Origin of the sequence: Rhodococcus sp. MALMAid1271 (genome assembly GCF_049195265.1) — a bacterium.
Taxonomy (GTDB): domain Bacteria; phylum Actinomycetota; class Actinomycetes; order Mycobacteriales; family Mycobacteriaceae; genus Rhodococcoides.
The window spans coordinates 21,793-46,556 of the sequence record NZ_JBMIRQ010000056.1 but is presented as its reverse complement, the minus strand read 5'-3'; the positions used below and the strand labels follow the sequence as shown (position 1 = coordinate 46,556).

Below are 24,764 nucleotides of genomic sequence, written 5' to 3'. Positions count from 1 at the left end.
TTTTATCTCGCAATCAATTCGATGCGTGCCACGTCCTGGTGATGGGCGTGGGCGTCTTCGGTGAACGTGTCGTTGAGCTTGCGAATCGAATCGAGGGCATCGAGTGCCTCGGTTTCGCTCCATCCGCTCAACATCTCTGCCAGGCGACGTGCTCGCCTGTCCCAAATCTGTTTCAGTCGAGCCTGGCCTTCGTCGGACACACAGACCCGGGACGCTCTTTTGTCGTCGGGGTCGGGGTGGCGGTCGATGTAGCCGAGTTCGACGAGGTCCGCGATCTGCCGGCTGAGGGCGGACTGGCTGACGCAGAGCCTGCTGGCGAGGTCGGTCTGTCTGCATTCGCCTTCGGTCGCGAGGATGGCCAGAACTCCGGTCAGTGCCTGCGGCAGGGGCGAATCCTCGACTCCGGTGGTCACGGCCCGCTTCAGCGTGCGCCCGAAGAGGAAGACCTCTTCGACCAGCGACTCCGCCGTCGTGGATTGAACTGCCATGAGTGCTCCAACGATGAGTTCGATTTACTTGCTGTCCGCAACCATATATATACATACATGCGCTAAGCAAATAATATTTCTGTCTCGTGGATCACAGGGGCCGAGCGAGGTCGTTCGCGGCTACCGGGGAAAGAAGAACGACCGAAGGACCCTCAGCTCGACGGCGTCGCCCACCTGCGGGCGCGGTCCACGTACCGAGCATCGGAAGTCCACCTCGCCCGAACGCACCACGACATCGGCGGCATCACGCCCGAACAGCGAGGAGGTCACGGTGCCACTCACCCCACCGTCGACCACAATCTCGATGTCGGTCGGCAGGATCGCGAGAGTCCCTGGTCCCGAACCCGTCGCCTCGAGTGTGAGTGGGCCGGAAGTGAAGATGCCGCCCGCGACGGTGCCGTCCACCAGGGTGGCGTCGGAGAGGAAGCGGGCGACGAACGCCGACGCCGGTGCACGCACCACATCCTCCGGCGTACCGATCTGAGCAACGCTGCCACCGTCGAGGACGACGACCCGGTCTGCGAGGGCAAGGGCCTCGGTGCGGTCGTGGGTCACGTGCACGACGGTCAGATTCGCCGCTCGCGTCAGCGCGCGCAGTTCGAGACGGAGGCGATCACGAAGTGGCTCGTCCAGCGCGGAAAGGGCCTCGTCGAGCAACAACGCCCGCGGCGCGGAGACCAGGGCGCGAGCGAGCGCGACCCGTTGCCGTTGGCCACCGGACAACGTCGACGGGTCCCGCTTCTCGAGCCCGGGTAGCCCCACGAGCTCGAGTACATCGGCTACCTTCTTCGCGCGTTCGGTCTTGGCGACCTTGGCCAGTTCGAGAGGGTAGGAGACGTTCCGCCCGACGCTGCGATGTGGCCACAGTGCGTGCTGTTGAAACACCATGCCGAGCCTGCGCGACTCGGGCGGTGTGGAGAGTTGCTCGTTCGCAACCACATCGGGGCCGATGGCGATCGAGCCGGCAGTTGGGGTGAGGAAGCCGGCGACGGTACGCAACAGCGTGGTCTTACCCGAGCCCGACGGGCCGACGAGCGCAACGAATTCGCCGTCCGCGACATCGAGGTCGATGCCGGCCACACCGATCGAGCCGTCGGGGTATCTGAGGCCGAGCTGGTCGATCGTGATGGCGGACATCGATTCCTTCTTCTCGGCGAGGAGCTACGGTCGTCCGACTCGGGTGGAGGCGACGAGGCCGAGGCCGGCGAATCCCACGAGCGCGACGAGTAGGGACAGGGCGGAGGCAGCGTTGTAATCCCCGGCTTGCTGCAGGTTGAAGATGGACACACCGAGGGTCTGCGTGCCAGGAGCGACGAGGAGGACCGACATGGTCAGCTCGCGCACCGCTGTGAGGGCGACGAGTACCGCACCGGTGATCGCAGCCGGAATCGCCATCTTCCACGGCACGTCCCACAACGATCGAAGATGTGATGCGCCGGAGGATCGCGCGACTTCTTCGAGAGCTGTGGGAGTGGAGATCAACGGTGCTCGCACCGCCTGAACGACGATCGCGAGGAACGCCATGACATAGGCGCACAGGATGACCCACCTGGTGTCGAACAGGCCGGTGTATCGCCCGATGATCAACCAACCGACCGCGATGACGAGCCCGGGAATCGCCTGCGGCAGCATCGCTGCCAGATCCAGGCCGACGTTGTCGCGGGATCGGGTGCGGGTGGTGACCACGCCGATGGCCAATCCGAGGAAACCGCAGACGAATGCGGCTCCGAGAGCAAGCATCACAGAGTTCTGGATACCGACCAGGGTTCCCGGTGCAGTGACTGCGCTCTCGATGCTCTGCAGGGTGAGGTTGCTCCAGGTGAGCGGCACACCGGGAGCCGGGAGCAGAGCCTGCGTGGCCAACGCCAGAATCGGGAGCACCGTCAGAGCCAGACCGATGAGCCAGGCAACAATGCCCGCCGGAATTCGACTGTGACCCAGCGGAAGTACCTGCGGGGCCGTGACTGCACCGTCGAGCTGAACGGAGCGGCGGCCGACGATGCGATCGACCGTCACCGCGACCACCGCCAGTGCAAGGAGTCCGATGCCGATGGTGGAGACGACCTCGAGCGGTCGAGCGACGGTGCCCGACTGGATGTATCGATACACCATGGTCGAGAGCGTGACGTAGCGCTCGGGCAACCCGATCAGAGCGGGAATGCCGAAATCCGCAAGGTTGGACACGGTCGTCAACGTCAGTGATGCCAGCAGGGCCGGGCGCAGCAGTGGCAGCGTCACATCGCGCATGGCCCGAAACGGAGCTGCTCCGGCGATCCGAGCCGCCTGCTCCAGATCGCCGGGTACGCGTCGAAGAGCGGCCGAAACAATCAGGTACGCAAGCGGATACGAATGGATCGTGAGTAGGAAGATCACCCCGTCGCCGCCGTAGATGTTCCACAGCGGGCCCCCGCCGAACGTCTCGTTCCACCACGAGTTGATCATTCCGCTTGGGCCGAGCAGCCCCGTCCAGGCAATCGCGCCGACGAACGGCGGAATCAGCAGGGGGCTGAGCAGAATCAGCCGCAGCACCGACCGGCCGGGCAGATCGGTGCGATCCAGAACGAGCGCCATGACGGTCGCGATCGCCACCGCCGCCACCGCCGACACACCTGCCGACACGACACTGTTGGTTGCCGCCGACGCGATTCCGCCGTCGAGCAGCTCCTGTATGTGGTTGCCGCCCAATCCGATCGAGACCACAGCGGCCAGCGGTGCGCCGATCAGGGCCAGTACGGCCAACCACAGGCAGGCACGTACCCAGGTGACGCGGTCAGCCAAGAAGATCGTTGAACGTACGCACGGCATCGGGCTGCGAGGCGGTGATCGCGTCGAGATCCGGGTTCAACAGATCGACGTCGTCGAGCGCCGGTGCGCCCTCCGGTGTGCCGACATCGGACCGCACCGGCAGGTACTGCTGCTCCACGGCGATCTCTTGACCCCGCTTGCTGACCAGGAAGTCCACGTACTTCTGGGCAGCCTCCCGGTTGGCCGAGTCCTTGAAGATCCCGGCGGGCTCGGAGATGTACGGGACGCCGTCGGTGGGGTACGACGCAGCGATGGGCGAGCCCTTCGCGGCCAGCTCACGCACCAGGTAGTCCACGACGATCCCGACCGGCTGGGTGCCGGCCGCGACGGACTGAGCGACCGGACCGTTGCTCTCGGCGACCACGGGATCGTTGGCGACGAGGTCGGTGAGCCACGGAAGTCCGAGGTCGTCCTGGCCCAACCAGACGGCGGTGTTGAAGGCCGCCGCGCCGGACACGTCGGGATTGGGCAGCGTGATCTGGCCCTTGTACCGCGGATCCGCCAGTTCTTTCCACGAGGTCGGAGGCTGCGAGATCGCCCCGGTGTTGTACGCGATGACCGTCGGGATGATGCGGGTACCCACGTAGTAGCCGTCGGGATCGACGACGTTCGGGTCCAGTGCATCGACATCGGCCGGGGTGTACTGCAGCAGAAGGTCGTCGGCCTTGTACTTCTCGAACGTGGGGGCGTCCGCGGCGAGCAGAACGTCGGCACCGATGGAACCGGTCTGCCGCTCCGACGCGATGCGTGCGTTGAGATCACCGGTGCCTGCGCGAAACACCTGCACATCGATGCCGGGATTCTCTGCGGTGAACTCGGCATTGAGTGCGTCGATCTTCGCTTGCGGTTCCGAGGTGTACACGGTGAGGGTGCCGCCTGCCCCGTCGCCGTCTCCGCCGGCCTCGGGAGCCGCAGGCTCGGAGCAGGACACAAGGGTGAGAGCAGCTGCGAGACCGAGGATTCCACCGGTGGCAACGCGACGAACAGTGTTCACTTGGTACATCTCCTGGAAGCATCGAGCACGGAAGTCGCCCATGCTTCCGACCCGAATCGACACGCAGGCATGTGTTGTGGGAACTGCATGTGTCGCCGGGGTGAACGACGCAGTCGGATCGATGTGACGCTACGGAGACGCTCGCCCCAGGCATCGTTCGGCCATACACTGTCGACCATGGACGTTGTGCGTGCGGTGCCATTGCTCACGGTCACCGATCTCGACGGGACACTGGACAAGTACGTCCAGGTCACCGGCATGGAGGTCGTGATGAACCACGGATGGATCGCGACGCTCGCCCCGGCCGGTGACAGCTCGGCTCAGCTGAGCCTGATCACCGCAGACCCCACCGGACCGATGAATCCGTCCGCGTCGGTCGAGGTGGACGATGTGGATGCGGCCTACCGAGCAGCGATGGATGCGGGCCTCGAGATCGTCTACGAGATCAGCAACGAGGAGTGGGGCGTTCGCCGATTCTTCTTCCGCGACTCCGGTGGCAACGTGGTGAACGTGCTCGGCCACCTGTGAGATCAGCTGGGCTGGAGAAGGTTTCTGCGTAGGACGCCGCGAATTGTGTGCGCGGCGACGGTGATCCACGCCGCGAGAAGTACGACGTACAGCACGACGGCCAGTGTGCGAACCACGCCGAACTCGAGCGCGTTGCCCAGTGCAGTCGCCCCGGTGACACAGGTGCCGATGGGAAACGTGAACGACCACCACGTCAACGAGAACCCCAGGTTCCGGCGTGCTGCATGGACGGTCAAGGCCGTGGCGAGCCCGAACATCAAGGCGCCGAAACCGCCCATGATCAGCCCGTAGCCGATGCCGAACACGTGTAGGCCGACCGCGACCGAGGACTGGGCCCCGGTGAACACCGTCGACGCATCGGTGCCGAGCAGATTGGCCGCGGTGATCGACTGCCCGATCAGACCCAGGGTGATCCACACGGTAGGGGCCGCGGCGACCGGAGGCATACCGCCGTGCACCAGGCGTCCGTAGATCAGAGTCAGGGTCATCATCCCGACGATCGCCGACAGGCCGAACATCGCGTAGCACGCGCACAGCAGAGCCAGCCGCCACTGGCCTTCGGGCAGATGGGGGAGCAGCACTGCCCCGGTCGATGCCGAGACCATCGGCGGCACGACGGGCATCAGCCAGGCCGGCACCGCCGTCACTCCGCGAGGATCGGCAGCGGTGATCATCCGGTACGGCACGAGAACGCTCGTCAGCAGGCCGAGGGCTGTGCCTGCGATCCACAGGGTGGCGAACACCGCGGTCGATGCCGCGGTTCCCAACAGATCCGCGCCCAGGAGGCCGGCACCAGCGCCGACAGTGAGCAAGGCCATGGGAGGAGCTCCGTAGAACTGCATCATCACCGGGTGTTGCCAGTATCCGAGTGCGTGCTCGCGATGCCGGACCCAGTGCAGTGCGAACGCCACGCTGATCAGGACCAATGCTGCGGCCGCCAGTATCCAGACGGCGACGGCGAACACGTGCACCACGGGAAACCGAACGGGGAGGGTCGCAGCCGAGGTGGCGACGATCCCCGTACCCATCACTGCAGCGAACCAGTTCGGGGTGATGTGCGCGAACGGCTCGGTTCGTGGAAGGGGCACGCGGGTGGCGAGTGCGGGAGCTGACACGGTCATGGCTCCAGCGTGCGAGGTTCGGCGGAAGTCCGGTAGATGCCGATATCGGCATCGGCCATAACGTAGCGTTATGGCTGGGGTGTCGTTGCCACCCTCAGCAGCTCTGCAGCCGGCCCGGTCGGGGTGCGACCCTCCGGCCAGATCGCCATCAACTGTCGGCGCAGTACCAGCCCTGGGATCGGTACGCGTACCAGAGTTCCGGCAGCCAACTCCGGCGCGACTGCCAACGAGCTGAGAACCGCACCGCCGATGCCTGCCGCGACGGCCGACTTGATCGCCGTCGTCGACGAGACTTCGAGGAGCGGAGCCGTCGGCTGTCCGAGTCCGGCCGCCGCCACAGCGGCCTCGTAGGCGGAACGGGTTCCCGATCCAGCCTCGCGGGTGACCAACGCGGTGGCGACGATCTCGGCGGCCGAGGGTGCAGTACTCGCCCATGAGTGGCCGGGCGGTACCACGAGCACCAACTCGTCCACGGCCACCATTCGATGTGCAAGGGCACCAGGAACACTCGGACTCTCGATGAATCCGATGTCTGCACTGCCCGCCAGTACTTTCTCGGCGACCACCGTCGAATTGCCCGAACTCAGACTCGGAACGATATGGGGGAGCAGGCTGTGAAGAGTGACCAACCAGCGGGGCAGAAGATACTCTGCGACAGTCTGACTCGCAGCGATCTGAACATGACCGATGCGTTCGGCATGCAACGTCGCGATGGCCGTCGCCAAATCCGCAGCGGATCGAACTACCGGGGCGGCCCAACTCGCGACGAGCTCACCGAACTCGGTCAACACCGTTCCGCGTGCGCCCCGTTTCAGTAGTGGCGCACCGACACGACGCTCCAGTGCGCGGATACGGGCACTGGCAGCGGGCTGAGACATGCCGTGCGCCCGACCCGCTCGGCCGATGCTGCCGAGCTCGGCCACCGACAGCAACAGATCGATGCTGGTGAGATCGGCGACGTGAGGGGGAAGCGGCACGAGGCGAGCCTACTTTCCGTCAGTAATCGCTGAACAGGTCCAGCTCGCCCTCGTCGTCCTCCTCGGTCTCGCCGCTCTCGGGGTCGGGTGTTGCGTCCTCGCGCTCGTGCAGCACCGAACCCACCAGGGCCGTGACGTCGATCGCGGCGGGATCGGGAATCGGATGCCCCTCGACGAAGGCGAGACGCTCGGCCGACAGGTACGCAAGCCGCACCGCCTGCACCACCAGAACGCGCCGCAACCCCTCGGAGACCTCCCCGCGTTCGCGCGTGACGGCCGCCAGCCGAGAGATGGTCTCGGCGCGGCGCGCGATGCGAATGTCCGGATGACCACGCTCGCGTCTGGTCTGTTCGGAGATCAGCGACCGACGCAGCGACGCGGGGAGCGCGATGGGCTCGGAAACCGGCGGGATCTTCTCGTTGAGGATCGCCTTGTGCCGTGACTTGTCGATGGCCTCGAGATACGCCGTGTACTCGTGGGCATTGAGATCGCGCTCGGCAGCGCGGAATTGCTCTGCGCCGTCGGACTTCTTGAGGTCCTCGTACTGCCACAGTGGCCAGATCTCGATCTCGGCGACTTCGAAGACATCGAGTACCCGCATTGCGACGGCATCGGTCCGCTGGTTGGTCAAATGCCGCTGCACGCGGACGCTGAGCTTCTCTTTGGTCTGCCCCACGTAGATCGGCTCGCCGTCGTAGTCGTAGAACGCGTACACGCCCCACTTGGCAGCCGACCACACCCGGCCCTGATCGTCCTTCTCGCTCAGGACTTCTCGTAGTGCGGTGCGAAAGGACTGAACGTCGTCCGCGGGAAGAGTGCTCTTGCGCGGCGCGACGGCGGACGACCGCAGCGAGGACTTACCGTGACTGGACATGCGCTGCTGTTGTAGTGGCTGCACTCGAGCTCAACGTCCCGATGACGAGCGGCATGAGGTAGTGCTCGGCGAGCCATGCCACCACCGGAACGCACACGGCATCGCCGAAACCGAAGAGCGCCTGATTGTTTCGCAGGCCATCGAGTGTGTACTCGCCCGCACCCATCAGGCGGGCGTACTCGCGTGGTGTCATCCACCGCACTTGCAGCCGACCGTTGCCCATCTTGACCACGGCCTGCTTCGAGGAGCCGCCCCGTGCGGTACGCAAGCAACCGGAGATATCGTCGGGTCGAGCCTCCCACACGGCGACCCCATTGCGGGTGCGGCGGTAGGCGGTACGATAACTGACCTTGCGGGCCTTCTTCAGAATCTCGATGCGCTGCAACTGAATCGGCGACAGTGACTGCACGAACGCCGCGGTTCGGTCGGCATCCCACCACCGAGAGTCGCGGTAGTGCATGCGCTCGACCAGATCCCCGAGACCACTGGTCAACGGGATCGGCGGACTGGGCAGTGGTGCCCGATGCGTCAGCAGCGTCGAATCGCCGAACACCGCCTGCAACCAATCGGGCCGCAGCTCACTGTTGGGATCGCGGGCATCCTCGGGAGGATTCTGCGCACCGATCAAGAACAACCGCGGACGTGACTGCGGCACGAAGCGTCGGGCATCGATGGTCAGGACATCGACCGAATAACCGAGTTCGTTGAGCTCCCGGACCGCCGCCGCCAGATCGTCCCCGCCATGGCTGGTGGCCAGGCCGACGACATTCTCCAGTGCCACCACCTCGGGACGCGCCGCACCGAGCTCACTGAGCACCCGCGTGAAATGCCGGAACGTCGAGGAGTTCTTGCCTGCCAGGCCCGCCCGGCCACCGGCCAACGACAGATCGGTACACGGAAAAGACGCCCACGCCAACGACAGGTTCTCCGGCAGATCCTCAGCACGTGTATGCGCAACATCGCCGAGCTGAAAACGCCCCGCCTCGTCACCGAAATGCTGGCGGTACATCGAGTGCTTGTCGCGCTCGATGTCGTTGGCCCAGCGAACCTCGAAACCAGCCTGCTCCAGGCCCATTCGTACCAGACCGATACCGGCGAAGAACTCTGCGACCGTGTGGATCCGACCGACCGAGGACGCCGAAGAACCACCCGGCACCACAGTCAACTTCGGCATTCACTCAGGCTAGTACAGAACCCCGACAGGCTTGGATATCCGGTCGTTCCGCAGGCTCCACTCCTGCCCCTCAGGCGGTGGTCGCCAGCGCCGCAGCCAAGCCGAACGCCACCGCCAGCAGGCACACGTGCGCAGCCGCTCGCCCCAGCGAGTACTCCACAGTGGATCGATGCGCGGCCACGGTCGGCAACCACGTCCCACGAATCCGATGGGCCAACGCGACCAAGAGCACCGTGATCGAAAGCTTGGCGAGAATTATTCGGCCGTATCCGGTCTCGACAATCGCTTCGACACTCCCCAGCTTCAGGATCGCATCGAGCACACCGGTGACGGCAACCCCCACAACGCACCAGAACGCAACCGTGGAATAGATCGGCAGCAACACCGCCCACCCGGACTTGCTTCGCACGCTCAGCGCCATCGCCCCCAACACACCGAGCCACACCGACGCGCAGATTACATGCACCGCAACGGCAATGGAGCCGAAGGCGAACTGCGACATATGCCCGGTGATCGGCCGCGCCACCAGCGCGATCGACGCCAACACGATCACCGGAATCGGAGACCAACTCGCCGCGCGCCGATACCCGACCACCCCGATAGCGCACAGAGCCAGAGCCAGGATCACCGTCGCCGAACCCAGCCGACCGACGGAGATCGAAGTGGCGAAGGCCGTGAATGCGCTCGGCGACAACGTCAACGGGGTACGACCGGCCGAATCCGCTGCCGCCGCCGCCAACAGGGCGAACTCGGCCACCGCCCACACTCCGGATAGAAACCCGATGGCCCGCCACATCACCGATGGCTCCACGGCGAGGCGTCGGGAATCGGAATGTCCGTCCATCACCGCGAGAACGCCGAACCCCAACACCACCGAACCCGACGCCACCGCCACCACTCGTAACCACGACGACCCACCGGGAAATGTCGGATACGCCAACGCGAAAGCTGCCGCAACCCCCACCAATCCCGAGGCTACGGCGGCGAGAACGAGACGAACACTTCTCTCGCCCACCGCAGCCACGTCGGTACTACTTCGCCGTGCGCTGGCTCTTGGACGTGCGCTGGCTCTTGGGCTTGCGCAGTGCCAATGCCAACGCACCGGCGAACGCAAGGACTGCGACAACGATCAACGCGACCGGGCCGTAGCCGCCGAGAAACGAACTCTCGGACTCGTCCGAGGAACCCGACGCGTCCGCCGACGCACCCGGCGTGCCGGTCCCCGCCTGCGTCAACGTGAACGTCGACGTACCGCTCACCGGATGGCCATCCGCCGAGGTGATGCGATACGCGAGGGTGTACTCGCCGGCCGGCCCCAACTCGCCGACATCGACGACGACGCTCTGACCCTCGATGCGGGCATCACCCTTCGACCACAGGTTCCCGTCGGGCCCGACGACATTGAGCGTGGCGAACTGCGACTGAGGTACCTCGTTGAACGACACCGATGCCGTGGCCGGAGACGTATCGAGCGACGAACCGTCGGCCGGGCTGTATCCGGTGACCTGCGAATGCGCCGACGCGACGGGCGCGGCGATCAACAGCGTCAGCACTGCCGCGACGGAGACGATCACTGCCCTCGTGGACGTGACCAGCGCCCTCACGAGCGTCGACTCTTGATCGTCGCCCCGATGCCCAGTCCCGCGCCGACGGCTCCGAACACCAGCGCGATGCCGGCGAGCCATCGGGCCGTGCTGTCGGACGAGGAAGCCTCGGTCGACGCCTCGCTGGACGCCTCGGTCGAAGACTCGGAGGACTCCGAATGGGAGCCACCGTGCGCATCGCCACTGGACGCAGCGAGAGTCAGAGTGGGAGCAGGCAACTCGGGCTCACTGCCGTCATCGCCCATCGGCTCGTCCCACTCGACGACCTTGCCGTCCGTGTACGTCTGCGTGGCCGGGAACGAGACGGTCTCCTGCTCGGGCAGAGGGCCCGCCGAGAGCAGGAATTCCTGGAACTGGCCCGGGCCGACCTCGGACCCGGGATTCGCCGTCCACGTCACCGACACCGCGAGATCGGAGGAGTTCTTCTCGACGGTGGACGTCCAACCCGGCATGGGCTGCGTACGAGCAGAATTGAGGCCCGGCAGGGTGACCTTGACCGAGTTGGTCGAGGCGGTGTCGGACTCGGTGGGTACCCGGAACGTCAGGACCGAGTAACCGCCCTGCTCGGCGTCCGGGGCAGCGACGACGACATGGGCAGATGCTGCGCCTGCGCCGAGCAACAACGCGCCGACGGTGGCCCCGGAAACGAACAGGGCACGGGAAAGAGAGCTCTTCATCAGTATTCGGTTCATTTCTGTGCAGAAGTGCGGAATGGGATGTCGGTCAGTACACCGACACCGGTGGCCCGCGACGAGAAATGGCCCAGTCCAGCACAGTGCCGTGCACCGACGACACCGCAACCGAGAACCTGACGCGACCGACGGCGGAACCGTCGGGCAGGGGAGTGAGGAGTGCGAGAACCGCGCGGACGATGGACGTGATCGGACCGTAGAGACGTTCGGCCGCGGCGATCAACAGCCCGGCCACCACCGAAGCGGCCGCATGGAACCCGATCATCGCGGCACTGGGAAGAATCGAGTGGCTGTGCATCGAACCCATATCGCTCATGCTCAGCCCGAGATGCGCGAGAAGTTGGCCACCCATCAGAGCGGGCAGCAACACCGTCGATCGTCGCGGTAAAGCGGTCAGAGCACCGATACCGAGACTGATCACGACCAGCAGCGCCACTGCCGATCCGTCGGGATAACCACCGCCGGCCATGCCATGTGCGGCCGCCGCGAGCACCGCCGTGACGCTACCGACAGCTCCGCCTCGAAGCGGTGCTGCGGAGGCATCGTTCATCGCGTGTGCAGGTTCAGCGCACGCCGAGACGGGCGAGCAGATCTGCTTCGATGCCGTCGAGCTCGGCCGAAATGGCCGCGTGGGCAGTCTTGCGTCGCGCAGTCGGCATCTGCTCGGACGCGCGCACCGCGGTCGTCAGATCATCGAGGCGCTCGCTGATGGCCGCGCCGAAGCTCTTGGTCTCGGGATCGGAGTGACGCTCACCGATGGTGTTGAGCGACTGCTCGGCACCCGCGATACGGGCACTGAGCTTGCCGCCGTGGCCGGTGTACTCGCTGAGCTCTTCCGGAGCTACTCCCAACTGCTGAGCCTTGCGGCTGTCCAGCTGGGCGCGCACAGCGGTGGCACCGCGATAGACGATCGGAGCCAACACCGGCAGAAGCAACCGAGCGATGCCGAGGTACTTACGGATCTGAGCGACACTGAGCGTGCCCTGAGCTGCAGCCTTCTGCTGAGCGCGCAGAGCCGCGACCTGTGCCTTCTCGACGTTCTTCTGCGACTTCGCCTCCACCGTGCTGAGCTTGCGCTGCGCCTTGGCGATCGACTTCAACTGCTTGCGCTCGTTCTTCGCGCCGAGTTTCGCTTCCAATGTCGCCTTGTGCTTGAGTGCCTTGGCCTCTGCCTTGCGGGTGGCACGACCCTTACGCTTGCGGAACAAACCCATCGACGAGGCTCCTGACGTGTGCAGCTAGGCGGAAACGGTGCGTCACACACAGCGTATCGGGTCGTTCCGCAGGCTCCACTCCTGCCTGTCGGGTCGTTCCGCAGGATGTCGGAGGGCTGACCTAATGTCTAACCCTGTGAACGGTCAACGAGGTGCGCCAGTCTCATCTCCGGAACCCGTGCTGCTCGACGCCGGATCGCTGACGCGGTGCCGTCATCGTCTCTACCTCGACACCGCCTACGGCTCGTTGCTCCGCGGAGAGCCCGAGAACCCAGGCGTACGCCAACGTCGGGAAGCAGCTCAGGCGCACCGAGAGAACGTCCGCGCGCAGCTGGCCTTACCCGATCCGATGCAGTGGACCGAAATAGACGAGCCCACCGCCAGGGCCGCCGCCGATGCCACCATCGCCGCCTGCCGCGCAGGCGTCGAGCGCATCTGGAACGCCGTTCTACCGCTCGAACGAGAAACCGGCCGCCGCGGTCGCAGTGAGCTACTCGTACGCGAGCCCTCGGGCGGATACATCCCCGTCATCGTCGTCAATCACAAGGTCACCGACCCGGGCCGCGGCGCGAGAACCACACCGCTGACGCACTGGGCACCCATCGTCGACGAGACCCGCAAGGTGCGTAGTCAGCTACGCGACCAGCTTCGGCTCGCCCACCTGTACCGGATGCTCGCCCACGAGGGATTGGCCACCGCCACGCCCGTCGGAGGCGCGGTGGGCTATCGAGGCGAGTGCATGCTGGTGCACGACCTGACGACGGTTCTCGCCGAATACGACACGCGCTTCGCCGATCGGCTCGCCGTCGCCAGGGGCAACGAGTACACCGTTCCTTCGCAGGTCAGCGAGTGCAGATCGTGTGCGTGGTGGTTCGACTGCAAACCGCAGCTGATCGCCGTTCGTGACGTCTCGCTCGTCGCGTCCGGTTCCCGGGCGGACGTGCTGCGCAGCGCGGGTGTGCGCACCATCGACGAGCTGGCGCAATGGACCGGCCCGGCTCCCGAGGAATGGCCGTTCGGAAACTTCGACGATGCGGTGTCCGCCGCCCTGGCCTGGCGTGCCGACGTGCCGCTGCTGCGCCGCTCCGAGACCGTGTCGGTCCATCGCGCCGACGTCGAGGTGGACGTGGACATGGAGAGCTATCAAGAACACGGCGCATACCTGTGGGGCACATTGCTCACCGAAGCGGGCGGCCCGCCGTCGACGTATCGGGGGTTCGTCACCTGGGATCCCTTGCCGACAGTCGACGAGGGACGTTCGTTCGCAGTGTTCTGGAACTGGTTGATGGACACCAGAGCCGACGCCGCTGCTCGTGGGAAAACCTTTGCGGCGTATTGCTATTCACGTCAAGCCGAGGACAAGTGGTTGCTCGATTCGGCCCGTCGGTTCGCCGATGTGCCGGGTGTGCCGACCGAGGCGCAGATACGCGAGTTCATCGACAGTCCCCAATGGGTGGACGTCTACCAGGCCGTGAGCGATCAGTTCATCTGCCCGAACGGTAAGGGGCTCAAGAAGATCGCGCCGGTGGCGGGGTTCGCCTGGCGGGACGACGAGGCCGGCGGCGAGGCCTCGATGGGCTGGTATCGCGAGGCCGTCGGATACGACGCAGAGCCCGATCCGACGCAACGCGAGAGACTGCTGGTCTACAACGAGGACGACGTTCTCGCCACCAAAGTGTTGCGCGAGTGGATGTCCGACAGGGCTGAGATCGAGATCCCGACCGTGGCAGACCTGCGCGCTCGCGCGTGACCCCATCGACTTCGACGGGGCCACGCATCGACTTCTAGCGCGGAGCCATACGGATCGCACCGTCCATCCGGATGGTCTCGCCGTTGAGATAGTCGTGCTCGGCAATCATCTGGACCAGCTGCGCGTACTCGCTCGGCTGGGCCAGGCGTGAGGGGAACGGGACCGAAGCCTCGAGGCCCTGACGGTATTCCTCGGTGACGCCGGCCAACATCGGGGTGTCGACGATGCCGGGAGCGATGGTGTTGACGCGGATACCGACCTGGGCAAGGTCGCGGGCCGCGGTGATGGTCATCGCGTGCACGCCGCCCTTGGAGGCGGTGTAGGCGATCTGGCCGATCTGACCCTCGAACGCCGCCACCGACGCAGTGTTGATGACGATGCCGCGCTGGCCTGCCTCGTCGACGGTGGACTGCGACTGCATCCGATTCGCGGCCAGTCGCATCACGTTGAACGTACCCAGCAGGTTGATGGTGATGACCGTGCGGAACAGCTCGAGATCGTGCGGTCCCTTCTTGGACAGGATGCGACCAGCCCAGCCCACACCCGCACAGTTGACGACGATGCGCAACGGCACACCGGACTCGACGATCGTGTCGAGTGCGGCCTCGACCTCGGACTCGCTGGTGACGTCCGCAGGTAGCAGCGTCACCCCGTCCGGGACGCTGTCGCCTGCGCGCTCGATGGACTGCGGCAGATCGAGCCCGAACACGGTCGCGCCCGCGGCGGCCAGACGTGCGGCCGTTGCGGCACCGAGGCCCGAAGCCCCGCCGGTGACAAGTGCTGCTGTTCCTGAAATCTCCACGTCGTCGATCCCCTTCGCTCACAGTGGCGGGCCGCGGCCAGGCCGCACCCTCGTGGTCGATTGCACCATAACCGGCGGGGTACCTCACCCTCTCGTGAGGCACTCGTCACAGCGACCGGGTCCCGCTCAGCTCCGAATGCGGCCGGTGTCGTCGTACTCGACGCGTTCTGCACCGTCGCCGAGGTCGTCGAGCAGAACCGTCGCTGCGACGGGGCGGCCGGGAGGCAGTAACCGCACGGTCACGGAGCCGGCTCCGACGGTATCGAGAGTGCTCGACGCGGCAGCCACGATGCGTTCGCGTACGTCGTCGTCGAGCGCGGCCGACCCGCGGTCGTCGAGAAGTATCACCTCGACACCGCGGGCCCTGGCGGATCGTGCTGCACGGGAGAGTTCGGGCAGCATCAGACCCCGAGCGCGCAGGGAGTCGCGGAGCTCGGCTTCGAGGAGCAGGCAGGCGAGGATCTCCTCCTCGGTGGGTTCGGGTCCGTCGGCGATGCGCTGCAGCAACGGACGGGCCAGCGCGTCGAGGCTCGCCAGGCGAGCGTCCCGCTCCTCGAGGGCGGCCGCGGCCGCAGCCTGGGAAGCGATTCGAACGGTCGATTGCTTGCGCAGCTCGAAGATCGACGCGGCCAACGGGCGAATGGTGAAGGCGAAGAAGGTCGCCATCACCATCGGCGCGGCGTTGATCGCGCTGAACGAAAGTCCGTACAGGAATCCCTGGCCCGTCACCACCGCCCACCCGATGGCCACCGACATGGTCAGTGTCAGCCCGAGCCACGCGGCCAGGGTGCGACCGCGAACGCACATGAAGGTGTAGATCACCAATGGCATGCCCAAGGGCCAAGTCTGCAGGCTCCCGGCAAGTGGTACCGGCAACACGGCGAACACCAGCGCGGCTGCGACCGGGCCCGATGCGGCCATCAGTGCGGTCGCCCGCCGGCTCGGTGGGTCACCCGGCGCCCTGAGCAAGAGGATGACTGCGGCCGAGAGCACGAGCACCGCTGCGTATTCGGGCCACACGGCGGACACCCCGGTCAGGGTCGCGGATGCGCATACCAGGCACGCGAGGATGTAGAAGACAGCAACCGCGTACGCAGCCGGCGACTTCATCGACAACAGGTCACGGATGTCCTGACCGTTCATCGCTTCCAACTCAACGTCACGGTGGTGCCGGAGCTGGACGATTCGATCTCGGCCGCACCGCCGTCGAGCTGCCGCATTCTGCCTTCGATGCTGACGGCGACGCCGAGTCGATGGGGTGGCACCGAGCGTTGATCGAAGCCGACGCCGTCGTCTTTCACGATGACGCGCATCGACGACGCGGCCATCTCCAGGGCAACCGAACGGTTCGATGCCCTGGCGTGGATTCGACTGTTGCGCAGTGCCTCGGCCAGTGCGGCTGCGATGGCTCTTACTGCATCGGCTGGATACTGCTCCGTCCGCACGAGCATGTGCTCGTCCACGGTGAACTCGATCGACTCGTCGACTGTCGTTGCGGCAGAACGCAGTTGAGCCAGAGCCTCGTCTGCCGAGAACGTTTCGGCGACGGTATCGGTGGTCAGGTCATCCAGATGCGCTAGAGCCGAGCGGGCCTGACGCGCCAGGCTCGGCGTGCGGCCATATCGAGTCACGGCAAGCAGGGACGACATGACCTCGTCGTGGATGAGCGCGTCGAACCGTTCGCGCTCGACCTCGCGGCCGGTGGCCGCGGCTGCCCGGGCGGCATCGTTGTGAGCCGAGGAGACGGTGGCGTCGAGAATACGTCCGGTGCGTACCGCGGCGAGCGTTGCGGCGACGAACACCGTGCAGAACATCAACGCGAAGAAGATCTCGGCAATCGCATTGCTGCGCGGAAATGGCTCGCGTACAGCTTGATTGGCGAGCTGTACAAGAACGACGCTGACGGTCATATGGACGAATGCGGGGATCGGAGGCCACACCGTGGCGGCCGCGAGTGCTGCCAGGCCGGGAAAGGCATCGAGAAACAGTCCCCTCTGATCGAACGTCGCACCGTCCCAGGCAATCCACCACAGTGCGGCCCAGACCGGGAACGCCAGCGCGGCGATGGAACCGGCAATGCGGATGACTCCGATGCTCGGGTGGAAGGTGGAGGCCGCGAATGCGAACCCGGTGCCGAACACGACGACCACTGCAGTTGGCGTCCACCATCCGGAAACGACGGTACCGGTGCGTGCGATATCGGGGATCAACAGCAGCAGGTACGCCACATAGCCGACACCGATGAACCGGCCGGTGATTCTGATCAGGCGTTCGGTCGATCGGTGCGCCTGGTCGGCCCCCGCTGCCTGATGATCTGTTTCCATGCACCCCTCCAGAGCAGGAGTGTAGTTCCAGGGTCAGGCTCCGGTGGTGTTCTGCTCCTCTGGCTCCCGGGCGGACCTCGCGCGAGAACGCCGAAGGATTGCGACGACGACGGCGGAGACTGCGAGCACCACCCCGGCCGCGATGTACGGGGCGGCGGTGCCCGGCATCAAGCCCTCGAAGAACAGGACGGCACCGAAGACGAAGAACAGGATGGCCGCGCCGAACTGAATCACCCGCTCCGGCAGGTGCTTTCCGAGTACCGCGCCGACCACGATGGCGAGCGCGTCCGCCGCGACCATGCCGACAGTCGAGCCGATCCACACCCCGACCCAGTCGTTGTCGGCCGCGAGAGTGACGGTGGCCAGCATCGTCTTGTCGCCCAGTTCGGCGAGGAAGAATGCCGAGGCGATCGCCAGGAATGCAGATCTGGTGACGCGGGAGGCCTTCGCGCCCTCGTCCTCGGACAGGGAATCGCCGCGCAGCGTCCAGAGTCCGAAGATGACGAACGCGATGCCGCCGACGATGGAGATCAGCTCGGTCGGGATCGAGACGCCGAGGAAATGTCCGACCGCAACCGAGACCAGATGCACGACGGTGGTAGCGGCGGTGATGCCGCCGATGACGACGTACCACTTGTATCGAAGTGCGAACGTCATGGCCATGAGCTGGGACTTGTCGCCCAGTTCGGCCACGAAAATGACAGCGAAACTCAACAGTAATGCGGACAGCACAACAGACTCCTCGGTCGTCCAACGGACCGAAGGTCTCGCCCACCGGAACTGGCCGGTTCAGGTGCCGGGCCGTATTGGGCGGCCAGTATGTCGACACGATGATTGGGGGCTACTCCCCTTCGCTGCATCGACTTTATGGGCCCTATCGCCAATTGTCCAATGCAGCAATAAGTTTGGGGTGCCGAAGAATCCGGTGCGGGTACCGGTCAGGATGCGAGGAGCATCGCCAAAACCGCTGTGTCGGGATCGCTGATCGGGTCGAGGCCCACCCGGCTGACCATCGAGGTCACGGTGCCGTCGGACTCGGCCTCCACCCATGCAGCCCGATGATCCAGGCCCAGGTGGGGAAGGCCGGGAAGCAGAACGCAACCGGATGCTGCACCCATGCACTCGGGGAGGGTCGGCGTCGTCTCCGATGGCGGATGCAACATCAGCAGTGCGGCAGGTTGGTGCTCGGAGAAGCGTCCGGGAGCCAGTGCGAAGTCGCCGATCACCGGGCCCTCGGCAACCACCAATCCCACCGTCCCGGGCGCGGGATCCTCGGGTAACTCCTCCCGCACCCCGAACACCGTCGACGTCGCCAACAGGCCCGGCATCGAGGCAACCCGGACGGCGAGGGCCAGAAATTGAGCCCATTCCTTGGTTGTGTCCGGCCAACGGCCGGAAATCACGAAGCCGCGAAGCAGGCCGGCGGCATGAAACGGTGAAACACCGATGAGATCTCGCTCGTCCATCTCGTCAATTCCTCCCAGACAGGTACAGGGCAGAAAGCCAGGCACACGACGTTGGGTAAAGAAGAGAATGACCCGAAAACGGCTGGCACACAAGATAGGGAGAGTGCCAGCATCGGAGTCGGACGGCTTCGAAGCGTGAATGGACCACTGCACCCGTCTGAGCGGGGCAGTGGTCCATCGACGCTATCGGTGACGCTGGTGATGCTCGAGCTCCACGCTCGTGGTGCGAAACCTACGGGAAGATCAGGCCCGGAGTCTTCGACGTTGCGGCCTCGAAACGAGCCTGGACATCGGCCCAGTTGACGACGTTCCAGAACGCCTTGACGTAATCGGCCTTGACGTTCTTGTACTGCAGGTAGAAGGCGTGCTCCCACATATCGACCTGGAGCAGCGGGATGATGCCGAGCGGCACGTTGGCCTGCTGATCGTAGAGCTGGAAGGTCAGCAGCTTCTTGCCGAGCGAGTCGTAGCCCAGAACTGCCCAGCCCGAGCCCTGCAGGCCGTTGGCGGCCGCGGTGAACTGCGCGCGGAACTTGTCGAACGAACCGAACTGATCGTCGATCGCGGCACCGAGATCACCCTCGGGCTTGTCGCCACCGTTGGGCGAGAGGTTCTTCCACCAGATGGAGTGGTTGACGTGGCCACCGAGGTGGAACGCGAGGTTCTTCTCGAGCAGGAAGATGCTGCCGTGATCCTCGGCCTCGCGGGCTGCGGCCAGCTTCTCGAGTGCGGTGTTGGCACCTGCGACGTAGGTGGCGTGATGCTTGGAGTGGTGAAGTTCGTTGATCTCGCCCGAGATGTGCGGCTCGAGGGCGGAGTAATCGAAATCAAGGTCGGGCAAGGTGTACTCGGACACGTGGTTCCCTTCTCTAACGACGCCGTACCCATCGTGTGATGCGGGCACGTTCGTCCTACTTCGGATCTTTCGTAGGGTTCAACCCAATCTCATTCCTACCCCGTGTGCAACCGTTGTAACCGAGATGCTTTTCTCGGAATAAATTCGTGTGAACAAGGCAGTCGAATTACCGGCTGAGAATCCCCTTCGAATATCACGAAACAGTTGCGGACCGGCTCTGGATTGGTACTCGAGATGAACGGAACCTAAACTCGCGAGGGTGGAGGGGAACCGGCCGAGCCAGAGTGCGGTCGAGGAGTCCGTCACACAGCGCGACGTTGCGCCTCGAGTCCAGTTGGGCGGCGCAGACCTGCTTCGCGTGATCGCCGTGTTCGCCGTCCTGTACTCGCACATCTCCTTCTATCTGATCGACGATGTCGGCGGCGGTTGGTGGGTCATCGACGTCGTCACCGCAGTGCTCATCGGGGGCGCAGGGCTCAACCTGCACCTGTCCTTCGTCGGCGTCAGTATGTTCATGCTGCTCACCGGCCTGCTGATCACCCGATCCGCGATGCGGCAATCGCGTCGGGACTTCATGGTCGCCCGCCTCGCCCGCCTGATCCCGACACTCTGGTTCGCCGTCGCCCTGGCCATCATCCTCGTCAGGCTCGGCCTCAACGGCATGTTCAGCGGACAACCCGGAATCACCAACGGCGAGGCCGTGCTGAGCTTCTTCCTCGGCGGATTCTTCCTGCGACCCGAAGTCGCCGTGCTCGGCGTGACCTGGACCCTCGTCGTGCAAATCGTCTTCTACCTCTACTGCATCTCGATGCGCGGGACGCTGCGCACCACACCGATCGCGGTACCACTTCTGGGCGCAGCACTGTGCGCACTGGTCATCGCCTACAACCTCTACCTGCCCCAGCCCTACACCGTTCCGTTCCTGACCAAGGTTGCAGGCGTACTGCCGACCCTGTTCCTCGGCCAGATCATCTACCTCGGCTGGGCGAAGCTGGTCACCTGGCGGTGGGTGGTGGTCGGCGTGATCGCCCAAGTCGAAGTCATCCGACTGTCCATCGACGTGCACACCTTCTGGATGGGCGACACCTACCTCTGGACGTTGGTGGTCGTCACGAGCACTGTCCTACTCCTGGCCCGATACGACGGGCCGATCACCCGCCTGCCCGTCGTCCGCTGGATCGGCACCCGCAGCTACGCGATCTATCTGATCCACACCCTCGTGCTCTACCGCATCTACGCCACGGTCGAGCCCCACCTGGGCCCCAGCGCAGCGGTACTGGCATTCCTGGCAGGCACCGCCGCACTCTCCGAAATCATGTACCGCTGGATCGAACTGCCCGCGGCGCGGCGGATCAGCGCGACCTACGCCCGCCTGCGCTCCGAATCCGCCGCCTGACCCGAGGGACCTCTGGGTACTCGATGTGACGTTCAGTGGCCTTTTCGGGGGTCGATGTCACATTCAGTGGACTTCAGGGGGCGGGACTGCAGGTGGACTCGGGTGGGAACGTCTCCGGACGCTACAGCTGCGGCATCACCTCGGACGCGACGAGTTCGAGGTGATCGATGTCGGTGATGTCCAGGGTCTGCAAGTACACGCGGGTCGCTCCGGCGGCTCCGAAGGTTCCGATTTTGTCGACCAGTTCGGCGGGGCTGCCCGCCGCGCCGTTCTCGCGTAGTTCCGATACCTCCCGGCCGATGGCAGCGGCGCGTCGGGCGATGTCCTCTTCGGTGCGGCCGCAGCAGAGCACGAGGGCGTTGGAGTAGATCAGCGAATCGGGGTCTCTCTCGATGGTGGTGCAGGCCTCGCGGACGCGGCCGAACTGTGTCCGGGTATCGGCGAGCGAGGCGAAGGGGATGTTGAACTCGTCGGCGTATTTTGCGGCGAGTGCCGGGGTGCGTTTCTTGCCACCGCCGCCGATGACGATGGGCGGATGCGGGGTCTGCACCGGTTTGGGGAGCGCAGGGGAGTCGGTGACGGGGTAGTGCTTCCCGGGGTGTGAGAACGTCTCGCCGTCGGGGGTCTTCCATAGACCGGTGATGACGGCCAGTTGTTCTTCCAGCCGGTCGAAGCGTTCCCCGAGCGGCGGGAACGCAATGCCGTAGGCCTTGTGCTCGTCTTCGAACCAGCCGGCACCGAGGCCGAGGTCGACGCGTCCGCCGCTCATGGCGTCGACCTGCGCGACGGCGATGGCGAGTGGCCCGGGGTAGCGGAAGGTGGCCGAGGTGACGAGGGTGCCGAGACGGATGGTCGAGGTCTCGCGCGCCAGGCCCGCCAAGGTGATCCATGCGTCGGTGGGGCCGGGTTGGCCGTCGCCGGCCATCGCGAGGTAGTGGTCGGACCGAAAGAAGGCGCCGTAGCCGAAGTCCTCGGCGGCTTTGGCGACGCGCAGGAGGTCGTCGTAAGTGGCACCCTGCTGTGGCTCGGTGAACACGCGCAACTCGATGGAGGTCATGATTTTCAGACTAATCCTCGTGCTGGGCCACTCGCGGCGACGTGATCAGTGGGACTTGCCACCGTCGGATTCGGAGGGACTCCCGCCCATCATCGAGAGCATCGAGGCGCCGCCCTGCCGAAAGAATCGGGTCACCAGCGCTGCGGCCAGCACCAGCGCGAGGATGTTGAGCCAGGTCGTGTAGTTCCAGGAGATGCCCTCGTCGGGTAGGTGGGCCGAGGAGGCGTCGGGCACGAGGTCGAACGCGGAGAACACGATCTCGATGATGTATCCGGTGGCGACCATCGCGATGTAGAAGACGAGAACGATGCGCACCGTCATCGCCATGCCGTAGTACTTCCGGTAGATGTTGAGGATCGGGAGGATGAGCAGATCGGCGAAGATGAAGGCCATCACGCCGCCGAAGCTGATTCCGCCCGTCCACAGCACCACTGCCAACGGGACGTTGCCCACCGAGCAGACGAAGCTGAAGATGCCGACGATCGGGCCGATGATCGGACCCCACACTGCAGACAGCAGGGATGAATCTTCGAGGAACAGTCCCTGCCAGAAGCTGTTCGGTACCCACGCACCGATCGCTCCCGCGATCAGCAGGCCGCCGAGGAGGTCTTTCCAGATCGCCGCCCATTCCATGACGAACACGTTCGCGACCGCGGTGGCACCTGTGCCGGAGAACAGACGCGAGAGGAAGCTGCCGTCTCCGTCCGCGGACATGTCCATCGCCGCATGGCCCTCCATGGACCCGGCCAGTGCCTTGTCTGCTTGTTCGGCGGCTGCGTCGAGCACTTTCCGGCGCAGCACGATGCGAAACAGCAGCGCGACGATCACGATGATGATCGGGCCTGCCATGAATTCGGCGAGGGTGAACTGCCATCCCATGAGCAGGGCGAGGATGACTCCCAGTTCGATGACGAGATTGGTCGACGCGATCTCGAAGGCCATCGCGGCTGTGAAGTCGGCTCCTCGCCGAAACAGTGAGCGGGCCAACGCAACCGACGCGTAGGAGCACGAGGACGATGCCATTCCGAAGCCGGTGGCCACTGCCAGTGTGCGTGGTCGGTGATCGCCGAGAGCGCGCACGATGGTGGATCTGCGCACCACGGCTTGGATGACGGCCGAGAGGGTGAACCCGAATATCAGTGCCCACAGAATGCTCCACGCCATGGAACCGGTGAGGCTCAGTGCGTGACCGAGAGCGTTCATCGATTCCCCTTTCGTGGGCTCGGTCGGTGCTGTTCGATGGGCCCGGTGCGGCCGGAGTCACATAGCGTGTGACGCTAGACGCCTGGGCGCGATCGCGTGCACCACGGGCAGGAATGGACGGAAATCGAATGAGAATGAAGCTGTCACGTCTGTCCGATGTGTTCTGGTTTCTGCCGATGGTCTTGGGTATCGGTGCGCTGGTGCTCGCACAGGGTTTGATCTTCTTGGATCGAGCCCTCGACGACACCGACCTCGGCTTCTGGGGTGGCCTTCTCTACCGCGTGGGGGCCAGCGGTAGCCGAGACATCCTCGGCGCGATCGGCGGCTCGATGTTGGCGGTGGCCGCGACGTCCTTCTCGATCACGGTGTCGGTGTTGGCCACCGCGAGTTCGACTTACGGACCTCGCCTGGTCCGCAACTTCATGAACGACCGCGGCAATCAGTTCGTGCTGGGGATATTCGGGGCGACGTTCCTCTACTCGCTGATGGTGCTGCGGTCGATTCGAGACGCCACCATCGACGACGGTTCGTTCGTTCCGGACATCGCGGTCAACGTTGCTGTTCTGCTGGCCGTTCTCGACGTTGCTGTCCTGGTGTATTTCATCAATCACATCGCTCGTTCCATCCAGGTGTCGACCCTGTCGGCTCGGGTGCGTTCGGAGTTGGTTGCGGTGGTGGACACGCTGTATCCGGAGGAGCAGCCGGACAACTCGAGGCCCGCGGTTCCACCCCGGACGGACAGTGCGCCGATTGTGAGCACGGAGTCCGGGTTCGTGCTGAGTGTGGACGAGAACGCATTGCTGCGGGCCGCGGAGTCGGCCGACTGTCTGGTGGAAGTGCTGGTGCGGCCGGGCGACCATATCGTCGAGGGTGAAGAGCTGGTGTGCGTTCATCCCCCGGAGCGGGTAGCCGATGTCACGGAGGCGGTGTGCAAGGCGGTGGAGTTCGGGATCACCCGAACTCCGTATCGGGACATCCAGTTCGCGGTGCAGCAATTGGTCGAGATGGCGGTGCGTGCGTTGTCGCCCGGAACCAACGATCCGTACACCGCACACAATGCCTTCAACGAGTTGGCGACCGGGCTGGTCCCGATGGCCCGACGCCCCGCGCCGAGGTTGGGCCGGGTCGACTCCGGCCAGACCGTGCGGCTCATCGTGACCAGGTTGCCGCTGACGGAGTTGATCGACGATGTCTTCGACGCGGTGCGAATCTACGCTCTGGACGCGCCGGTGGCGATGACCTCGGCGATCATGCTCGCCCGTCGTATCGGAATCGCCGCGGTGGACACGGATGTCCGTGAGTCGGTCCTGCGACATCTGGCGTTGATCGATGCAGCGGAGGCTGCGTCGACGGCAGATCGGGTCAATGTCGATTTCTGCCGCGGCGAGATCGATGTCGCCCGACAGGCGATTCTGTCGGCCTCGTAGCGGCACACGAGC

At 65.1% G+C, this 24,764-nt stretch carries 25 protein-coding genes; 4 read left to right on the top strand and 21 right to left on the bottom strand.

The features are described from left to right. Nucleotides 1-2: 2 nt before the first annotated feature. The 4 genes from ACOQFP_RS05590 to ACOQFP_RS05575 all read right to left on the bottom strand — a co-directional run bounded on the left by ACOQFP_RS05590 (nucleotide 3) and on the right by ACOQFP_RS05575 (nucleotide 4,296). Nucleotides 3-488 carry a MarR family winged helix-turn-helix transcriptional regulator gene (locus ACOQFP_RS05590; protein ID WP_206491254.1) on the bottom strand — a complete coding sequence of 162 codons (486 nt, stop codon included), beginning with the start codon at nucleotides 486-488 and terminating at the stop codon, nucleotides 3-5. A gap of 120 nt (nucleotides 489-608) precedes the next feature. Next, a complete protein-coding gene (locus tag ACOQFP_RS05585) occupies nucleotides 609-1,625 on the bottom strand; it encodes an ABC transporter ATP-binding protein (RefSeq protein WP_421583732.1) in 1,017 nt (338 codons plus the stop codon). A 24-nt stretch (nucleotides 1,626-1,649) separates the two neighbouring features. Then, the gene (locus tag ACOQFP_RS05580) at nucleotides 1,650-3,266 is read right to left on the bottom strand and encodes an iron ABC transporter permease (RefSeq protein ID WP_341244673.1); all 1,617 of its coding nucleotides are present in this window, start codon (nucleotides 3,264-3,266) and stop codon (nucleotides 1,650-1,652) included. Next, nucleotides 3,259-4,296: an ABC transporter substrate-binding protein gene (locus ACOQFP_RS05575; protein WP_421583746.1), complete on the bottom strand. Its 1,038-nt coding sequence runs from the start codon at nucleotides 4,294-4,296 to the stop codon at nucleotides 3,259-3,261. Before ACOQFP_RS05575 ends, ACOQFP_RS05580 begins: the two co-directional genes overlap by 8 nt. Before the next feature lie 168 nt (nucleotides 4,297-4,464). Between ACOQFP_RS05575 and ACOQFP_RS05570 the strand changes: the two genes are divergently transcribed. Next, complete coding sequence (locus ACOQFP_RS05570; protein ID WP_421583731.1) at nucleotides 4,465-4,815, top strand: VOC family protein; 351 nt, start codon at nucleotides 4,465-4,467, stop codon at nucleotides 4,813-4,815. 2 nt (nucleotides 4,816-4,817) lie between these two features. On the opposite strand, the gene ACOQFP_RS05565 is transcribed toward ACOQFP_RS05570, so the two are convergent. The 9 genes from ACOQFP_RS05565 to ACOQFP_RS05525 form a co-directional block, all read right to left on the bottom strand. Next, the gene (locus ACOQFP_RS05565) at nucleotides 4,818-5,936 is read right to left on the bottom strand and encodes a TDT family transporter (protein ID WP_341244674.1); all 1,119 of its coding nucleotides are present in this window, start codon (nucleotides 5,934-5,936) and stop codon (nucleotides 4,818-4,820) included. Nucleotides 5,937-6,004: 68 nt separating this feature from the next. Beyond that, entirely contained in the window at nucleotides 6,005-6,913 is a 909-nt protein-coding gene (locus ACOQFP_RS05560) for a LysR family transcriptional regulator (RefSeq protein ID WP_421583730.1), read from the bottom strand. A 19-nt stretch (nucleotides 6,914-6,932) separates the two neighbouring features. Then, nucleotides 6,933-7,787 (bottom strand): GIY-YIG nuclease family protein, encoded by an 855-nt coding sequence (locus ACOQFP_RS05555; protein WP_341244675.1) that lies wholly within the window; start codon nucleotides 7,785-7,787, stop codon nucleotides 6,933-6,935. Further along, entirely contained in the window at nucleotides 7,771-8,961 is a 1,191-nt protein-coding gene (locus ACOQFP_RS05550) for a DNA cytosine methyltransferase (RefSeq protein WP_421583729.1), read from the bottom strand. The genes ACOQFP_RS05555 and ACOQFP_RS05550 overlap by 17 nt, the downstream gene beginning before the upstream one ends. 70 nt (nucleotides 8,962-9,031) lie before the next feature. After that, the gene (locus tag ACOQFP_RS05545; protein WP_421583728.1) at nucleotides 9,032-9,976 is read right to left on the bottom strand and encodes a copper resistance D family protein; all 945 of its coding nucleotides are present in this window, start codon (nucleotides 9,974-9,976) and stop codon (nucleotides 9,032-9,034) included. A gap of 16 nt (nucleotides 9,977-9,992) precedes the next feature. Then, a complete protein-coding gene (locus tag ACOQFP_RS05540) occupies nucleotides 9,993-10,565 on the bottom strand; it encodes a copper resistance CopC family protein (RefSeq protein ID WP_421583727.1) in 573 nt (190 codons plus the stop codon). Further along, a complete protein-coding gene (locus ACOQFP_RS05535) occupies nucleotides 10,562-11,242 on the bottom strand; it encodes a YcnI family protein (RefSeq protein ID WP_421583726.1) in 681 nt (226 codons plus the stop codon). The genes ACOQFP_RS05540 and ACOQFP_RS05535 overlap by 4 nt, the downstream gene beginning before the upstream one ends. Nucleotides 11,243-11,288: 46 nt before the next feature. Beyond that, a complete protein-coding gene (locus ACOQFP_RS05530) occupies nucleotides 11,289-11,807 on the bottom strand; it encodes a hypothetical protein (protein ID WP_206491245.1) in 519 nt (172 codons plus the stop codon). Between the two features lie 13 nt (nucleotides 11,808-11,820). Beyond that, nucleotides 11,821-12,471, bottom strand: a complete 651-nt coding sequence (locus ACOQFP_RS05525; RefSeq protein ID WP_206491244.1) for a DUF6474 family protein — start codon at nucleotides 12,469-12,471, stop codon at nucleotides 11,821-11,823. Nucleotides 12,472-12,595: 124 nt separating this feature from the next. Between ACOQFP_RS05525 and ACOQFP_RS05520 the strand changes: the two genes are divergently transcribed. Continuing rightward, complete coding sequence (locus ACOQFP_RS05520; RefSeq protein ID WP_421583725.1) at nucleotides 12,596-14,221, top strand: TM0106 family RecB-like putative nuclease; 1,626 nt, start codon at nucleotides 12,596-12,598, stop codon at nucleotides 14,219-14,221. A gap of 34 nt (nucleotides 14,222-14,255) precedes the next feature. Here ACOQFP_RS05520 and ACOQFP_RS05515 read toward each other — a convergent pair whose 3' ends face one another. From ACOQFP_RS05515 to ACOQFP_RS05490, 6 genes are all read right to left on the bottom strand, one after another. After that, on the bottom strand, nucleotides 14,256-15,023 hold the full coding sequence (locus ACOQFP_RS05515; protein ID WP_421583724.1) for an SDR family NAD(P)-dependent oxidoreductase: 768 nt from the start codon (nucleotides 15,021-15,023) through the stop codon (nucleotides 14,256-14,258). Nucleotides 15,024-15,149: 126 nt separating this feature from the next. Beyond that, nucleotides 15,150-16,166, bottom strand: coding sequence for a hypothetical protein (locus ACOQFP_RS05510; RefSeq protein ID WP_206491241.1), 1,017 nt, complete (start codon nucleotides 16,164-16,166; stop codon nucleotides 15,150-15,152). Beyond that, a complete protein-coding gene (locus tag ACOQFP_RS05505) occupies nucleotides 16,163-17,347 on the bottom strand; it encodes an ATP-binding protein (protein WP_421583723.1) in 1,185 nt (394 codons plus the stop codon). The genes ACOQFP_RS05510 and ACOQFP_RS05505 overlap by 4 nt, the downstream gene beginning before the upstream one ends. 33 nt (nucleotides 17,348-17,380) lie before the next feature. Further along, the gene (locus ACOQFP_RS05500; protein ID WP_421583722.1) at nucleotides 17,381-18,079 is read right to left on the bottom strand and encodes a TMEM165/GDT1 family protein; all 699 of its coding nucleotides are present in this window, start codon (nucleotides 18,077-18,079) and stop codon (nucleotides 17,381-17,383) included. A gap of 206 nt (nucleotides 18,080-18,285) precedes the next feature. Beyond that, complete coding sequence (locus ACOQFP_RS05495; protein WP_206491238.1) at nucleotides 18,286-18,813, bottom strand: peptidase; 528 nt, start codon at nucleotides 18,811-18,813, stop codon at nucleotides 18,286-18,288. A 232-nt stretch (nucleotides 18,814-19,045) separates the two neighbouring features. Beyond that, nucleotides 19,046-19,669: a superoxide dismutase gene (locus tag ACOQFP_RS05490; RefSeq protein ID WP_206491237.1), complete on the bottom strand. Its 624-nt coding sequence runs from the start codon at nucleotides 19,667-19,669 to the stop codon at nucleotides 19,046-19,048. Nucleotides 19,670-19,928: 259 nt separating this feature from the next. Between ACOQFP_RS05490 and ACOQFP_RS05485 the strand changes: the two genes are divergently transcribed. Continuing rightward, entirely contained in the window at nucleotides 19,929-21,065 is a 1,137-nt protein-coding gene (locus tag ACOQFP_RS05485) for an acyltransferase family protein (protein ID WP_421583721.1), read from the top strand. A gap of 121 nt (nucleotides 21,066-21,186) precedes the next feature. Here ACOQFP_RS05485 and ACOQFP_RS05480 read toward each other — a convergent pair whose 3' ends face one another. Continuing rightward, nucleotides 21,187-22,113, bottom strand: coding sequence for an LLM class F420-dependent oxidoreductase (locus ACOQFP_RS05480; protein ID WP_341244778.1), 927 nt, complete (start codon nucleotides 22,111-22,113; stop codon nucleotides 21,187-21,189). 54 nt (nucleotides 22,114-22,167) lie between these two features. Beyond that, nucleotides 22,168-23,325 carry a permease gene (locus ACOQFP_RS05475; protein WP_421583720.1) on the bottom strand — a complete coding sequence of 386 codons (1,158 nt, stop codon included), beginning with the start codon at nucleotides 23,323-23,325 and terminating at the stop codon, nucleotides 22,168-22,170. A gap of 134 nt (nucleotides 23,326-23,459) precedes the next feature. Here ACOQFP_RS05475 and ACOQFP_RS05470 point away from each other — a divergent pair, with 134 nt between their 5' ends. Beyond that, entirely contained in the window at nucleotides 23,460-24,752 is a 1,293-nt protein-coding gene (locus ACOQFP_RS05470) for a DUF2254 domain-containing protein (protein WP_421583719.1), read from the top strand. Nucleotides 24,753-24,764: the final 12 nt, after the last annotated feature.

Bases quoted from the DNA above. Each gene is read 5' to 3' on its own strand.
- ACOQFP_RS05495 (WP_206491238.1), bottom strand. From the start codon at position 18,813: ATGGACGAGCGAGATCTCATCGGTGTTTCACCGTTTCATGCCGCCGGC.
- ACOQFP_RS05520 (WP_421583725.1), top strand. From the start codon at position 12,596: ATGTCTAACCCTGTGAACGGTCAACGAGGTGCGCCAGTCTCATCTCCG.
- ACOQFP_RS05555 (WP_341244675.1), bottom strand. From the start codon at position 7,787: ATGTCCAGTCACGGTAAGTCCTCGCTGCGGTCGTCCGCCGTCGCGCCG.
- ACOQFP_RS05475 (WP_421583720.1), bottom strand. From the start codon at position 23,325: ATGAACGCTCTCGGTCACGCACTGAGCCTCACCGGTTCCATGGCGTGG.
- ACOQFP_RS05590 (WP_206491254.1), bottom strand. From the start codon at position 488: ATGGCAGTTCAATCCACGACGGCGGAGTCGCTGGTCGAAGAGGTCTTC.
- ACOQFP_RS05470 (WP_421583719.1), top strand. From the start codon at position 23,460: ATGAAGCTGTCACGTCTGTCCGATGTGTTCTGGTTTCTGCCGATGGTC.
- ACOQFP_RS05510 (WP_206491241.1), bottom strand. From the start codon at position 16,166: ATGAACGGTCAGGACATCCGTGACCTGTTGTCGATGAAGTCGCCGGCT.
- ACOQFP_RS05525 (WP_206491244.1), bottom strand. From the start codon at position 12,471: ATGGGTTTGTTCCGCAAGCGTAAGGGTCGTGCCACCCGCAAGGCAGAG.
- ACOQFP_RS05535 (WP_421583726.1), bottom strand. From the start codon at position 11,242: ATGAAGAGCTCTCTTTCCCGTGCCCTGTTCGTTTCCGGGGCCACCGTC.
- ACOQFP_RS05505 (WP_421583723.1), bottom strand. From the start codon at position 17,347: ATGGAAACAGATCATCAGGCAGCGGGGGCCGACCAGGCGCACCGATCG.
- ACOQFP_RS05530 (WP_206491245.1), bottom strand. From the start codon at position 11,807: ATGAACGATGCCTCCGCAGCACCGCTTCGAGGCGGAGCTGTCGGTAGC.
- ACOQFP_RS05585 (WP_421583732.1), bottom strand. From the start codon at position 1,625: ATGTCCGCCATCACGATCGACCAGCTCGGCCTCAGATACCCCGACGGC.
- ACOQFP_RS05550 (WP_421583729.1), bottom strand. From the start codon at position 8,961: ATGCCGAAGTTGACTGTGGTGCCGGGTGGTTCTTCGGCGTCCTCGGTC.
- ACOQFP_RS05565 (WP_341244674.1), bottom strand. From the start codon at position 5,936: ATGACCGTGTCAGCTCCCGCACTCGCCACCCGCGTGCCCCTTCCACGA.
- ACOQFP_RS05575 (WP_421583746.1), bottom strand. From the start codon at position 4,296: ATGTACCAAGTGAACACTGTTCGTCGCGTTGCCACCGGTGGAATCCTC.
- ACOQFP_RS05570 (WP_421583731.1), top strand. From the start codon at position 4,465: ATGGACGTTGTGCGTGCGGTGCCATTGCTCACGGTCACCGATCTCGAC.